Raw genomic sequence first — 12,648 nt, forward strand, 5'->3', positions numbered from 1 at the left:
CGCCTTGTTTTCCCTAAATCTTGCTGGCTAGACAAGGAAAAAACTAAGTTGTGCTTTAGCAACAATGAGTTGGAACATTCCTTATCCAAACCTCAGGTTAAGTACTAAATATTTTTGACACTCTTCAGTCGTTGGACTAGCCTCAATCTGTCGTTTTAGCTCAGTTAACCATCGAGCTATAATGAGTGGCGTTCAGTGGCAGAGTAGTGCCACCCGTGAGTTTCTTTCTACATTTATGAAGCAGACCGACAGCGGCGGCAGGTAGTGTTGACTTACACTGCGTATTACGACAACAGCGATTGTCGATAGTGAGTATTCTAAAAGTCTATCGTTTTATGTGTGCGCTTGTGGTCTATCACTACAAGGAGCAAGTCATGTCAAATCAACCAACAGATATTGAAAAACTCGTTTTTGCCGTGGAGATATTCGCAAATGCTGGTTCTAAAAATCCAGGCGCCAGCGATGAGTCTCTGTACCACACCATCTCCAACTCATTAAAAGAAATACCATTTATTGATGTCGACATAGTATGGGGACCTCATGCTCAAATGATGCCCAACGGTGAGGCATTTAACACGATGTACGTTGCACGGGTGAGTGGAACTGAGCAATATATAGTAGCAATAGCAGGTACTAATGGTAAATCATTATTTGATTGGATTTTCCAAGACTTTAATGTTGCCATCACAACCCCATGGATTTTTGCTCCCAATGTTAAAGGGGCCGAAATTTCAGCGGCTACGGCATTAGGTTTAGCGATGCTGAATGTTATGATCCCGCAGGGGAATGTCCCAGGCAGCGGTATCCCTTTAATGCACTTTTTACGCGATACGGCTAAGTCGCCTTGTGGCATTACGGTCGCGGGGCATAGCAAAGGTGGTGCGCTTGCTCCCACTGTCGCCTTGATGCTGCGAGATCTACAAGGCAAAGCACTACTGTGGGATCCTGCGTGTAACGCCACTGTCAAAACGATGGGTACGGCTGGCCCAACAGCGGGCAACGATGTATTTGCCGCTCATTCTAATCAGCAGCTTCCAAATGGCAGCCTATCAGACGATAAAGCGGTGAGTGTGCGCTTTGCAAATAGTTTAGATATCGTTCCTCATGCGTGGGCTGAAAGTAGCTTGGAGGAGATTAAGACAATTTATGGAAGTGAAATTTCAAGCCGGATTGTTGATGGTTTAATTGATTTTGCAAAAGAACTTGCCAATCGCACAAACTACACGCAACTAGCACCAAGTGACCCTCCATTTGCTGGGCAGCTCAATACCAGTATCATTAGTTCAGAGAATTCTGACTTTGTGAATTTCTTACAGCAAGCTGCATATCAACATGTAAACAGCTATCTAGAGTACTTCCAAATCCCCATACCTGCGCAGCAAGCAGGGCTACAGCATCTGCTCAGTGAGCCTGCAATTGGAGAGCAGCTCAAGCAAACGATAGAGAGTATGGGGGAACGAGTTCACGGTAAGCTTGAGGTTGAAGCAACGTCCTCTACATTACCTTTATTAGGAGATGTTAGCACGGCTGAAGGGCAGCAGAAGGCGATAAAAACTTTGATTGCAGAAATGGATAAGCTACAGCAACCAATGGAATAACAGAATTCGTTTCTACGCCACATTTTAGTTTATTATCAAGGTGCTCAAGGGTGACAATCGCGTCGCTGTTGGGCATTTATCTAATTCAAACTTGCATTGCGCTGAAAAATGCGTAAAATGCCCGAGCTTCCCGTAATGGGAAGTACAAACTTATTAATGAAAACAGTCAATCTATGTAGAGGACGGTATGGTAACTATTCGTTTGCAACGTGGCGGCGCTAAAAAGCGTCCATTCTATCAAATCGTGGTTGCGGATAGCCGTTTCTCGCGTGACGGTCGTTTCATCGAGAAGGTAGGTTTCTTTAACCCTATCGCTGCAGGTCAGGAAGAAAAAGTACGTTTAGATTTATCTCGTGTTGATCACTGGGTAGGTCAAGGTGCAGCTCTTTCAGATCGTGTTGCGAAGCTGGTTAAAGACGCTCGTAAAGCGGCTTAATAGGCGTAAGTGTAACCATGAGTCAAAGTAAAACCTCGACAATCGTTGTTGGTAAGCTTGGTGCTCCTTATGGCATCAAGGGTTGGCTTAAGGTGCATTCATTTACTGACGATCCCCAAGGGATCTTCGATTTCAGCCCATGGTTGATAGGGCAACAAGGTAAATGGCAAAACCTTGAAGTGAGCGACTGGCGTCGTCACAACAAGGGATATATCGCTAAATTTGCACAGGTAAACGACAGAGACGAAGCAGTGGCTTATACCAATGCTGAAATCGCTGTTTATGCTGAGCAGCTTCCTGAATTACCTGAAGGGGAGTTTTATTGGCGAGATCTCATCGGCATGTCAGTAGTAACCGATAAAGGCTACGACTTAGGCATAGTTGATGACTTGATGGAGACTGGTTCAAATGACGTTTTGGTTGTGAAAGCAAACAAAAAAGATGCATTTGGCCAATCGGAAAGATTAATTCCATTTTTAACAGACTCTGTTATTTCGGATATTAATCATGACGAGAGAAAAATTACGGTAGATTGGGATCCAGCGTTTTAATGAGCGATCAGCAAAAGCTATGGGTTGGAGTGGTTTCACTTTTTCCTGACATGTTTGATGCGATAACTCAGCAAGGCGTAACGGGTCGAGCTGTGAAAAACGGCTTGATTGAGTTTAATTGTTGGAACCCAAGAGACTACACCACTGATAAACATAGAACCGTGGATGATCGCCCTTATGGTGGTGGCCCAGGAATGTTGATGATGGTTGAGCCTCTTAAAAAAGCTATTCTTGATGCCAAAGCGGCAGCAGGAGAAGGCGCTAAAGTAATTTATATGTCCCCTCAAGGGCGAAAGCTAGATCAACAAGGTGCGACTGAATTGGCGCAATCCGAAAAGTTGATTTTAGTAGCGGGTCGTTATGAAGGTATTGATGAGCGGATCATCGAGTCTTATATAGACGAAGAGTGGTCCATCGGCGATTTTATACTGAGCGGTGGTGAGTTACCTGCCATGACATTAATTGATGCAGTAGCGCGATTAGTGCCTGGCGTACTAGGTCACAACCAATCAGCTGAACAAGATTCATTTTCGGATGGCTTGTTAGATTGTCCTCATTATACCCGGCCGGAAACATTGGATGATAAACAGGTGCCTGCTGTATTACTCAGCGGAAACCACCAAGAAATAGCCAAATGGCGCTTAAAGCAGTCTTTGGGTAGAACTTGGCAACGTCGTCCTGACTTGTTGCGTAACCTAGCTCTGACTGAGGAGCAGGCGGCATTACTTGCTGAATTTCAGCAAGAGAATGGCCAAGCTTGTGGCTAGAAGACAGTTACACCTAGGAATGTGAGAAATAAAATGGCAAAAGTAAACCAAAATATTATTAAAGAGCTTGAAGCTGAACAGCTTAAGCAAGACATACCTGCATTTGGCGCTGGTGATACAGTACTAGTACAGGTTCGTGTAAAAGAAGGTGAAAAAGAGCGTCTACAGGCCTTTGAAGGTGTTGTAATCGCTAAGCGTAACCGTGGTCTACACTCATCTTTCACTGTTCGTAAGATTTCAAGCGGTGAAGGTGTTGAGCGTGTATTCCAAACGCACAGCCCTCTTATCAGCAGCGTAACAGTTAAGCGTCGTGGTGCGGTTCGTCGTGCTAAGCTTTACTACCTACGTGAGCGCTCTGGTAAATCAGCACGTATTAAAGAGAAACTTAACTAATACGTCGCATTTATCAAATGCAGATAAAACAGGCCGCTTTATGCGGCCTGTTTTGGTTTTATCCCTCTCATTATTTCCATTCTGTGAATACTCACTGACATATCAGGCGTCTTGTCACGATATTTTCATGGTTGCTTACTTTTAAAGCGGCGCACTTCTTGTTAGACTCGGTGTATTATTTAATTTACTACTGTATATATAAGTTTACATCATGAATGGGGCTAACGATTTAGAAGCAATACGCGTTGCAATAGATGATTGCGATAGTGAGCTTGTCGCGCTACTTGCAAAGCGCAAAGCATTGACCGAACAGGTTGGAAAAATAAAACAGCAAAAGGGCGCACCGCTACATGTGCCGAAGCGCGAAGCGGAGCTGATCAAAGCCCGGCGCGCAGAAGCTGATGCCAAAGGGGTAAATCCTGATTTAGTCGAAGATATTCTGCGTCGTATGATGCGAGAAGCCTACGAAAACCAACAAAGTGAACTCGCCTGTGCTGCACCAAAAATGTCGCCGGTCGTTATTGTCGGTGGCCAAGGCGCCATGGGTAAACTGTTTGCGAAACAGTTTAGGCGCTCAGGCTACGAAGTACGTATTTTAGACAAAGACAATCAATCACAGGCTACTGAGCTACTGAGTGATGCTAAGTTAGTATTGGTGAGCGTTCCTATCAATGCCTTTGAGCAGGTTGTTAATGCGCTACCAACGCTGCCTGATGACTGTATTCTTGCAGATATTACCTCTGTGAAGCAAGCCCCGCTCAAAGTACTAATGAACAAGCACAACGGCCCTGTGGTCGGTCTACACCCTATGTTTGGTCCAGATATATCTCATTGGGTTAAGCAAACTGTCGTGGTGTGCGAAGGACGTATGCCAAAGCAATGTGAAGGATTAATCAAACAACTAAAGATCTGGGGCAGCCAGTTGGTACCCATGGACGCTAAAAAACACGACCAATCCATGCAGATCATCCAAGTGATGCGCCACTTAACCACGTTTGTGTATGGGCAGTTTTTATCTAAGCAGTGCCATTCATTAAAAGAGCTAAGAAGCTGCTCATCGCCTATCTACCAATTAGAGCTGATGATGGTTGGGCGACTATTTGCGCAATCCCCTGAACTTTATTCAGATATTATGCTCGCGCAATTTAATGATGTAGAAGGGTTATTGGCAAGCTATCAAGATACCTTTGAGCAGACATTGACCAAGCTACAACAAGGCGATAAAGAAGGCCTAATGCAATCTTTCTCACAAGCCAAACATTATTTCTCAGAAAGCGCGAAACACTTCCTATCACAAAGCCGTGGCCTGCTTAACAAAGCCAATGACGCTAAAGTGTTAGATTATGAGGAAAGTATTTAGCGCTAAGGTATGTCTCCTGCATCACAGTGCAAATAGCGTTGTGGGAGGCTTTACGCCACGATTTTATGTAGGTCGCCATTTATGGCGACAAATAACTTGCGACATATAAAATTGAGCATTGTTAACGCGTTATCTAGATGTAATGTGTGCTTGGCGAGTCAATTAATGGCTCGGATAAGTCACTAAAATTATTAGATAAAGTTAGTTTGATAATTGTTAGTTTTTTACTTGTGTATAAGTGAGATATTCAAGAATTCACGCTATTGAGCTTTTCACTTCACTCAATTTTGGCCCACAATTTTTACCCGTTAATCGGACGTTGGTTTATCAATATCACATGTTCAGCTTACTGTACAAGTAGGGTAGTGAATACTATACTTGTTCCATTAAATGTACATGTGGGGATTCTTATGAAAATCGTATCTTTTACTGAAGCTAGAAATAGTCTCAAAGCTGTTTTAGACGGTGTAGTTAATGATGCTGATACAACAATTATAACACGGCGTGATTCTGAGGATGCAGTGGTTATGTCTTTAGACTACTACAATAGCCTTATGGAAACAGTGCATTTACTACGCTCTCCTCAAAACGCTGAACACCTAAACCGTTCAATAGCACAGTACCGCGCTGGTAAAACAACAGCACGAGAGTTAATTGATGAGTAGTAGTCAACGTTTATTGGCGTGGACTGATGACGCTTGGGATGACTACCTATATTGGCAAACTCAAGACAAGAAAACACTTAAGCGCATCAATAAACTAATCAATGATGTTAAGCGCTCTCCATTTGAGGGCATCGGGAAACCAGAGGCGTTGAAAGAGAACTTATCTGGTTTTTGGTCTCGTCGTATTGATGATACTAACAGACTTGTTTACGCGCTCGACGATCAAGCGATAACGATAATTTCGTGTCGTTACCACTACTAAATCAGTTCAGCGATCTGGCATCTACAAGATGCAAAAGGTGAACTAACAAACGCTTGGCATTTTCGGTTTGATGTAGCTTTAGTGTTTACGGCACAATGGGTTAGATAAAGTGCTAGCGTTGCTCACACTTTCTTACGTAGGTCGTCATTTATGGCGACAAATAACCAGCAACATATAAAATTGAGCATTGTTAACACGTTATCTAGATGTAATTTGTTCTTAGCGGGCCAATCGATGGTTCAGATAGGTGATTCCTTGCGTGTAGCAGGTGATTTGCGTGTTGAAATTATAATCTTTGACTGATAAGTTACTAAAATTACTAAATAAAGTTAGCTTGATAACTGTTGTTTTTTACTTGTGAATAAGTGAGATGCTCGAGAATTCAAGCTAATGGGCTGTTAGCACCGCATGAATATGAAGTACCTTCTAATAATTACATTTTCGTTTCCGCTGATGGCTTTGGCACAAACCAGTGCATGCTTTGGGACTACTTCCAATGGCAGCCTTACTAATGGAGTGAAACTTCCATCCGAAGGAAAAAACTATGTAAGCTACAGCATGATGGCAAGATTGGCTGGTCGTACCTACGTTCATTCAGAAGTAAGAAATATCATAGTATCTGCATATAAAGACTTGGAGAATGAACAGCCAACGAAAGTCTACAAATACGCAGAAACAGGATTTAAGGATGGAGGGCAATTCAAACCTCATAAAACTCATAGAAATGGACTTTCGGTTGATTTTATGACACCTGTAAAGGACAAGAATGGGAAATCTATTCATTTGCCCACAAATGTCTTAAATAAGTTGGGTTACAACATCGAGTTTGATGTTAACGGCCATTATGATGGTATGTACATAGATTACGAAGCCATTGCAGCTCATGTTGTAGCTTTGCACAAACAAGCCAAGGCACATGGACATGATTTATGGCGAGTGATCTTTGACCCGAAGTTACAGCCAAATTTATACAAAACGAAGTATGCGCAGTATTTGAAGGATAATATCCAATTTTCCAAAAAACGGTCTTGGGTCAGGCATGATGAACACTACCATGTTGATTTTGCTATACCGTGCAAATAACAGTGCTAACACGGGTCAGTAACGTACTATAAAACTAGTCACTCTTTGTGCGCTTCGCTGCACAAAAATCGTCAGCTTTGCCAGCTGCTGTGGCCGTCGTTACCATTTTCCACTCTCGCACTATTCCAAATATCAGGTTTGATTAACCCAAAAGATCAAACCTGACAGCGATAATTAGCTATTTCAGATAAACATACTCCCGCTTGTTACTTACCCAATATCTTATCTAAATTCGCTTTTGAGTGGGCGACGCTCTCTAGTGGTGTTAGGCCGCTTGGGTATTCTTCTTGTTCGATGACCAGCCACTGTGTGCCGCCGTGTTGCTGCATGGTCTGGATGAGCGCTTTCCAAGGGTAGTGGTTTTCGCCAATGATTGGGCTTTTGTCATCTCCTTGGTGAGTACGTATTTTGATATGTGTCGATACGGTTCTTCCTACATATCGCTTAACATAATCGCTGGGTGATTTACCTGCGTAAATCACCCAGCCGACATCGAGCTGCAGTGGGAAGTCGCTAGGGGTGTTGGTGGCGATATAATCCCAAAACGTGCTATTAGCGTATGGGTTAAATTCCTTTTCATGATTATGAAATCCGATCTTCATATCATAGCGCTTGGCAATTTGGTGCACTTGGTTAAGCTGTTTTACAAATGCTTGCACTTGGTTTTTATCCCATGCCCTTTCATCCCAAGGAATAAAGAGCGTGGATACGCCTAAGGTTTTGTAAAAAAGTAGGGTGCTTGCTCGTTTTTCTTCAGCTAATGCGTCAAAGCCGATGTGGGCGCTGCTCGCAACTAAACCGAGCTCTGCTAGTCTTTGTTTTAGTTTACTTGGGTTATCGGCATAGTTGCCAAAGTTTCCCGCAAATTCAACGCCATCAAATCCCATGTTGGCGAGTGCTTGCAAGGTGCCGTCGAAGTCTCTTGCCAATTCATCTTTTACCGACCACAGTTGAACGCTAACGGGCGAAGGTTGAAGGGAAGGCTGTGCATAGAGTGGCGAGATAAAAATTAAAGCAATGAACAGCATTACTTGCTTTAATCGGTTGGTGTTTTCAACAAACATGATCTACTCCTAAAGAAAAAGCAGAGCTAGACTCTGCTTCGGTTAGTCATAACAAAATGACTCAAGGGTTAGTCGCTGTACGCATACTGGCTCAGCCCAAGCTCTGCGAGTACGCCATCTAGATGCGCCTTGGCTTCGGCAGTAGGCCCTGGATAATCACCTGCAATTGGTACATTGCCCAGATAACCAATGTCTTGACAGCCCTCAGGTGTGCAGAAGTAAGCGCCGAGAACGAGATCTTTAAAGCGCAAGAATGCTTTACCTATACGCTGAAATTGCTCTGGTGTTTGTGCATTAAAATAAGCAATATCATCCATAATCTTACTTTGCTGCGTTGCGCTAAGTTGTATAAATGGCTTTTTAAAGCGCAAAGTCGACTCATCGTCAATCCAAGCAAGCGCATGGAGTATTGTCACTCTGTCTTTTTGTTGTCCGTGATACGGTGCGCTTACCCATTCATCGATCACACTCGGTACTTGTACTTCAGAAGCCGATGGATGATTTCCTTCCTTTGGCACAATAAAATCAGCTAGTACTGCAACTAACGTGAGCTGCGCTTCGGTGAGGGTGAGCGGCCAAGGTGATTCTGGCGGCATGATCATGTTTGGATCGGTGCCATACCCTTGAGCGCTAACTGGCTTTATTTCAATATCTGGCCAGTGCCCAGCTGCAGCCGTTTCACCTTCAATGGCCTTACTGCAACCAGCGGTGAGTGTCACCGCAGATCCAGCAGCAAGCAAGCCTAACCACTTTAATGACTCGCGACGTGTCATGCCTGAAATATATTTATAAGAATCAACGCGATCAGGTGTATTCATCACAGCGCTCCTTTATCAATTTGTGCTGCCAACCAGGTGGAGTTTCGCATCGCTAAGGTCATAATGGTTAAGGTGCAATTTTTATGGGGGTTAGACGCAAAGACACCGGCATCCATCACAAATAGATTGTCACAGTCCCATGTTTGGCCCCACTGATTCGTTACCGATTCTTTTGGTGAGCTGCCCATTCTCGTCGTGCCGACCTCATGAATGATCTCACCGCCTTTTGAAATGGCTTTTTCCGCAGGCGGTAGCTCGCCGACTTTGGCACCCATGTTCTCAAGGATCTGTTTCGCGGTTTTGAGGCCATGCTCGATTTGCTTGAGCTCTCTGTCAGACCATTTGAAATGGAACTTAGCAACCGGGATCCCCCATTTATCTTTGACGTTTTCGTCAATTTCCATGTAAGAATCTTTGTTCGGTAGCATTTCTCCACGCAGTGCAAATCCAACATAGGAACCATAAGCGTCACGCACTTGTTGCTTTAACTTGGGACCATAACCTTGTTTATTGCCAGATACACCAGAGCCCGGTTGATTAAAGCCGCTGCTAATTTCAAAGTGATAGCCACGCGGGAAATTAAGCTCACCTTTCTCATGGGCTTTGTGTCCCCACCAGGGAATAAAAAGGTGGTTCCCGGTATGGCCGTCTTCGTTATAACGTGGGCGACCTTTTAACGCAGGGATTTGTGCACCAAGCCAAGCGCCGGTAGAGTCCATTAGATTACGACCTACCTGACCACTTGAGTTTGCAAGTCCCTTGGGATGCTTTGCATGTTTGGAGTTAAGCAGAATACGAGCAGATTCACAGGCGCTGGCCGCCAAAATCACCACATCTGCATTGAGTGCATGTTCTTGCGCAGACTTTTTATCGACGTAAGTCACACCAGTTACTTTGCCATCTTCATTCACCGCGACCGACTTCACCATGGCATCGGTGATCACTTCAAGGTTTCCTGTCGCTTTGGCCATCGGAATAAGCGAGGTTGTGGTTTGGAATGCCGCGCCTATTGAACAGCCGTGGCCACAAGGCGTGGCGTAAAAACACGCTAAGCGGTCGTCTTTATTACGAGTCAGTACAGCTCTGTGCATTGGAACCGCTGGGATCCCCATTTTTTTCGCGGCCGCTGCAACCAGTAATTCGGGTACTCTTGGCGTCGGTGGTGGCTGTAACACGCCAGGCGCAGAAGGGGGCATGTCATCCAAGCCGGTATTGGTACCGCAGATCCCGACTATTTCTTCTGTTTTGTCATACCAAGGCGCAATGTCTTGATATTCAAACGGCCAATCAGCGCCATGTCCATCGCGGCTTTTGCCCTTAAAGTCGTGCTCACTAAAACGTAGCGAGTAGCGACCCCAGTGGTTGGTGCGGCCACCGAGCATACGTGCACGCCACCAATAAAAATCGGTGTTTTCAGCGCGTGTGTATGGTTCATCTGGCACCTGCCAACCGCCATCAATCGTCGCGTCGTAAAACCCAAAGTTCTTATCCTTATTACCAGCGCCCATGAGTGGGGCTTCGCTATTGCGGCGGAACATCGGGCTTTCTGTTTTTGGGTCGTAATTTCTGCCAGCTTCTAGCAATAAAACTTTGTGGCCTAGCTTAGTGAGTGTATAAGCGGCCATTGCGCCACCGGCACCTGAGCCAACGACCAATACTTTATGATCAAATGTTGCCATGGTTATAGCTCCTTGATCTTAATGTTTTTGAACCAGACTTTGTCGCCGTGATCTTGCAGGCCGATGTGGCCTTTTTTACCTTCAGCAAACCCTTGCCATGTCGCAAATTTACTGTTCTTAACCAAAGCATTCCAAGTGGTGCTGCCAATCACGATACTCGTCGTGCTTACACCATTTTGCCAAACTTGTAGGTGGCTATCTTGTAGCTTAATGCGAACTTGGTTCCAAACTTCAGCAGGTTTATGTGCCGTACTTGGTGCGGCGAACAGGTCATAAATAGAACCTGCAAGGTGAGAGTCTATTTTATTGTCTGGGTGTTCTTTGTTATCTAGAATTTGGATTTCTGGGGCGTGGGAGTAAATTGCACCGCCTTTTTCATCCGCCAATACAAAGATCCCACTGTTGCCTTTTTTAGAAATCTTCCAATCGAGCTGGAGCTCAAAATTCTGATACTGTTTTTTGGTCAGAATATCGCCGCCACCACCTTGGGTAAGTGTCATCGCGCCGTCCTCAACTTGCCACTGGCTATTTAGGCCGTCACTTTTAAAGTTGCGCCATTGCGACATATCTTTGCCATCGAATAGCAGTTGCCATCCAGCTTGTTGTTCTTGCGGGCTCAATTGGTTGTCAGTTGTACTAGCGCAAGCCGCACAACTAACGGCTAATGCCAGCGTTAGTATTTTTATAGAGTTGAGCATATTGGAACCTCGTCTGTTCACTTTTTACTTGTTGCTACTTAATACAAAGGGTATTACGCGTATTTCTCAACGCGTTTATTTTTATTGATATAAAGGTAAAGGCCGATAAAAGCGGCAATGAGAATGGCCGGGAATAACAGAATATTTTCAAGCACCGCTTGACCTGCAACTAGTTCTGATTGCTGCGCGGTTAAGTTCGCCGCTTGGGCTTCGAGTCGCGCCGAATCAATCCAACTACCAATTACTGGATTCCACATGCTGACAGCGAACATTCCCGCACCGCCCATTAAAGACATACCAAGTGCGCCTGTTTTTGGGGTGTATTCAGCAACGCAGCCCAGCATGGTTGGCCAAAAATAAGTGACACCCAAGGCAAATAATATTGCAGCCACGTAGATTGCTGACCCTTGTGCTTGGCTCATCATGAAAATACCCGCGGTTGCCAATACTGCAGAGCCGAGTAACACGCCTGTCGGGTTAAAGCGGTGGACTATTGGGCCGGCAAAGAAGCGACCTAATGCCATCAAGCCTGTGATCAGTGCGAGGATCATCATAGGAGAGGCGCCTGACGCTCCCAGTATGCGTTCAATCCACTGTTGTGTACCAAGTTCGGTTGTTGCTGTTAAGGTCATACAGCAAATTAAAAATAGGTAGAGCGGAGAAAACAAGTGCTTGAGATTGCTGGTGGTGGAATGATCTGTGCGGTCAAATTCAGGAAACTGTGACTTGATCATCATCGCACCGTAAATCAGCGTTGGAATTAATATCAAAGCAACTTGCCATTGCCAATTAAAGCCCGATGCAGTCATGGCATTCGATGCCAATGCACCAATCACAATGCCGCCTGGAAACCAGACATGAAATCGGTTGAGCATGGTCGTGGTGTTTTTCGGATACATTTCGGCAATCAGTGGATTACAGCCAGCTTCCACTGAACCATTCGCAAAGCCGATTAAAAATGTCGAGATCAGCAGTAACCAAAAACCGTCAGCGGTAATGGTTAAAACCAACCCTGCAAAGTGGCAAATAAAGGCGAGGGCAACTAACTTTTTGGCGCCAATGGCGTTGTAGATTGCGCCACCTAACATGGTTGCGACGGGAAAGCCCAGAAATGCCATGGCATTAACCCAACCAAGCTCCGTATCTGAGAGCCCAAATTGCTCACCTAATTGCCCCAAAATGCCTGCGCGAATAGCGAACGTCATCGATGTGACGACCAGTGCAAGGCAACAGAGCTGAAACACGGTCCGATTATGATTATTATTATTCATGGT

Annotated in this window: 14 protein-coding genes; 9 read left to right on the forward strand and 5 right to left on the reverse strand. The window is 44.8% G+C overall.

The genetic code is table 11. From position 1 onward, the window contains the following. Window positions 1-374: 374 nt before the first annotated feature. The 9 genes from BB427_RS00005 (at window position 375) to BB427_RS00045 (ending at window position 7,115) form a co-directional block, all read left to right on the forward strand. Window positions 375-1,598, forward strand: coding sequence for a lipase family protein (locus tag BB427_RS00005; protein WP_069018559.1), 1,224 nt, complete (start codon window positions 375-377; stop codon window positions 1,596-1,598). 187 nt (window positions 1,599-1,785) lie between these two features. Then, window positions 1,786-2,034, forward strand: coding sequence for a 30S ribosomal protein S16 (gene rpsP, locus BB427_RS00010; protein ID WP_010371051.1), 249 nt, complete (start codon window positions 1,786-1,788; stop codon window positions 2,032-2,034). 17 nt (window positions 2,035-2,051) lie between these two features. Beyond that, window positions 2,052-2,585 (forward strand): ribosome maturation factor RimM, encoded by a 534-nt coding sequence (rimM, locus tag BB427_RS00015; RefSeq protein WP_010371053.1) that lies wholly within the window; start codon window positions 2,052-2,054, stop codon window positions 2,583-2,585. Then, the gene (trmD, locus tag BB427_RS00020; RefSeq protein ID WP_045989965.1) at window positions 2,585-3,352 is read left to right on the forward strand and encodes a tRNA (guanosine(37)-N1)-methyltransferase TrmD; all 768 of its coding nucleotides are present in this window, start codon (window positions 2,585-2,587) and stop codon (window positions 3,350-3,352) included. Before rimM ends, trmD begins: the two co-directional genes overlap by 1 nt. A gap of 33 nt (window positions 3,353-3,385) precedes the next feature. Then, window positions 3,386-3,745, forward strand: a complete 360-nt coding sequence (rplS, locus tag BB427_RS00025; protein ID WP_010371056.1) for a 50S ribosomal protein L19 — start codon at window positions 3,386-3,388, stop codon at window positions 3,743-3,745. A gap of 211 nt (window positions 3,746-3,956) precedes the next feature. Continuing rightward, entirely contained in the window at window positions 3,957-5,105 is a 1,149-nt protein-coding gene (tyrA, locus tag BB427_RS00030) for a bifunctional chorismate mutase/prephenate dehydrogenase (RefSeq protein WP_045989966.1), read from the forward strand. Between the two features lie 410 nt (window positions 5,106-5,515). Further along, window positions 5,516-5,770, forward strand: coding sequence for a type II toxin-antitoxin system Phd/YefM family antitoxin (locus tag BB427_RS00035; RefSeq protein WP_069018560.1), 255 nt, complete (start codon window positions 5,516-5,518; stop codon window positions 5,768-5,770). Next, the gene (locus BB427_RS00040) at window positions 5,763-6,032 is read left to right on the forward strand and encodes a Txe/YoeB family addiction module toxin (protein WP_069018561.1); all 270 of its coding nucleotides are present in this window, start codon (window positions 5,763-5,765) and stop codon (window positions 6,030-6,032) included. The genes BB427_RS00035 and BB427_RS00040 overlap by 8 nt, the downstream gene beginning before the upstream one ends. A gap of 453 nt (window positions 6,033-6,485) precedes the next feature. Beyond that, a complete protein-coding gene (locus BB427_RS00045) occupies window positions 6,486-7,115 on the forward strand; it encodes a penicillin-insensitive murein endopeptidase (RefSeq protein WP_368072332.1) in 630 nt (209 codons plus the stop codon). Between the two features lie 206 nt (window positions 7,116-7,321). Here BB427_RS00045 and BB427_RS00050 read toward each other — a convergent pair whose 3' ends face one another. The 5 genes from BB427_RS00050 to BB427_RS00070 form a co-directional block, all read right to left on the reverse strand. Continuing rightward, a complete protein-coding gene (locus BB427_RS00050; protein ID WP_069018563.1) occupies window positions 7,322-8,179 on the reverse strand; it encodes a sugar phosphate isomerase/epimerase family protein in 858 nt (285 codons plus the stop codon). A gap of 68 nt (window positions 8,180-8,247) precedes the next feature. Further along, window positions 8,248-8,997, reverse strand: coding sequence for a gluconate 2-dehydrogenase subunit 3 family protein (locus tag BB427_RS00055; protein ID WP_069018564.1), 750 nt, complete (start codon window positions 8,995-8,997; stop codon window positions 8,248-8,250). Next, window positions 8,997-10,676, reverse strand: coding sequence for a GMC family oxidoreductase (locus BB427_RS00060; protein ID WP_010371072.1), 1,680 nt, complete (start codon window positions 10,674-10,676; stop codon window positions 8,997-8,999). Before BB427_RS00060 ends, BB427_RS00055 begins: the two co-directional genes overlap by 1 nt. A gap of 2 nt (window positions 10,677-10,678) precedes the next feature. Next, the gene (locus tag BB427_RS00065; RefSeq protein WP_069018565.1) at window positions 10,679-11,374 is read right to left on the reverse strand and encodes a 3-keto-disaccharide hydrolase; all 696 of its coding nucleotides are present in this window, start codon (window positions 11,372-11,374) and stop codon (window positions 10,679-10,681) included. Window positions 11,375-11,427: 53 nt separating this feature from the next. Further along, window positions 11,428-12,645, reverse strand: a complete 1,218-nt coding sequence (locus tag BB427_RS00070) for an MFS transporter (protein ID WP_069018566.1) — start codon at window positions 12,643-12,645, stop codon at window positions 11,428-11,430. Between the last annotated feature and the right edge of the window lie 3 nt (window positions 12,646-12,648).

The sequence above is a fragment of the Pseudoalteromonas sp. BMB genome (assembly GCF_001709235.1).
Lineage (GTDB): Bacteria > Pseudomonadota > Gammaproteobacteria > Enterobacterales > Alteromonadaceae > Pseudoalteromonas > Pseudoalteromonas maricaloris.

Bases quoted from the DNA above. Each gene is read 5' to 3' on its own strand.
- BB427_RS00005 (WP_069018559.1), top strand. From the start codon at position 375: ATGTCAAATCAACCAACAGATATTGAAAAACTCGTTTTTGCCGTGGAG.
- rpsP (WP_010371051.1), top strand. From the start codon at position 1,786: ATGGTAACTATTCGTTTGCAACGTGGCGGCGCTAAAAAGCGTCCATTC.
- rimM (WP_010371053.1), top strand. From the start codon at position 2,052: ATGAGTCAAAGTAAAACCTCGACAATCGTTGTTGGTAAGCTTGGTGCT.
- trmD (WP_045989965.1), top strand. From the start codon at position 2,585: ATGAGCGATCAGCAAAAGCTATGGGTTGGAGTGGTTTCACTTTTTCCT.
- rplS (WP_010371056.1), top strand. From the start codon at position 3,386: ATGGCAAAAGTAAACCAAAATATTATTAAAGAGCTTGAAGCTGAACAG.
- tyrA (WP_045989966.1), top strand. From the start codon at position 3,957: ATGAATGGGGCTAACGATTTAGAAGCAATACGCGTTGCAATAGATGAT.
- BB427_RS00035 (WP_069018560.1), top strand. From the start codon at position 5,516: ATGAAAATCGTATCTTTTACTGAAGCTAGAAATAGTCTCAAAGCTGTT.
- BB427_RS00040 (WP_069018561.1), top strand. From the start codon at position 5,763: ATGAGTAGTAGTCAACGTTTATTGGCGTGGACTGATGACGCTTGGGAT.
- BB427_RS00045 (WP_368072332.1), top strand. From the start codon at position 6,486: ATGGCTTTGGCACAAACCAGTGCATGCTTTGGGACTACTTCCAATGGC.
- BB427_RS00050 (WP_069018563.1), bottom strand. From the start codon at position 8,179: ATGTTTGTTGAAAACACCAACCGATTAAAGCAAGTAATGCTGTTCATT.
- BB427_RS00055 (WP_069018564.1), bottom strand. From the start codon at position 8,997: ATGAATACACCTGATCGCGTTGATTCTTATAAATATATTTCAGGCATG.
- BB427_RS00060 (WP_010371072.1), bottom strand. From the start codon at position 10,676: ATGGCAACATTTGATCATAAAGTATTGGTCGTTGGCTCAGGTGCCGGT.
- BB427_RS00065 (WP_069018565.1), bottom strand. From the start codon at position 11,374: ATGCTCAACTCTATAAAAATACTAACGCTGGCATTAGCCGTTAGTTGT.
- BB427_RS00070 (WP_069018566.1), bottom strand. From the start codon at position 12,645: ATGAATAATAATAATCATAATCGGACCGTGTTTCAGCTCTGTTGCCTT.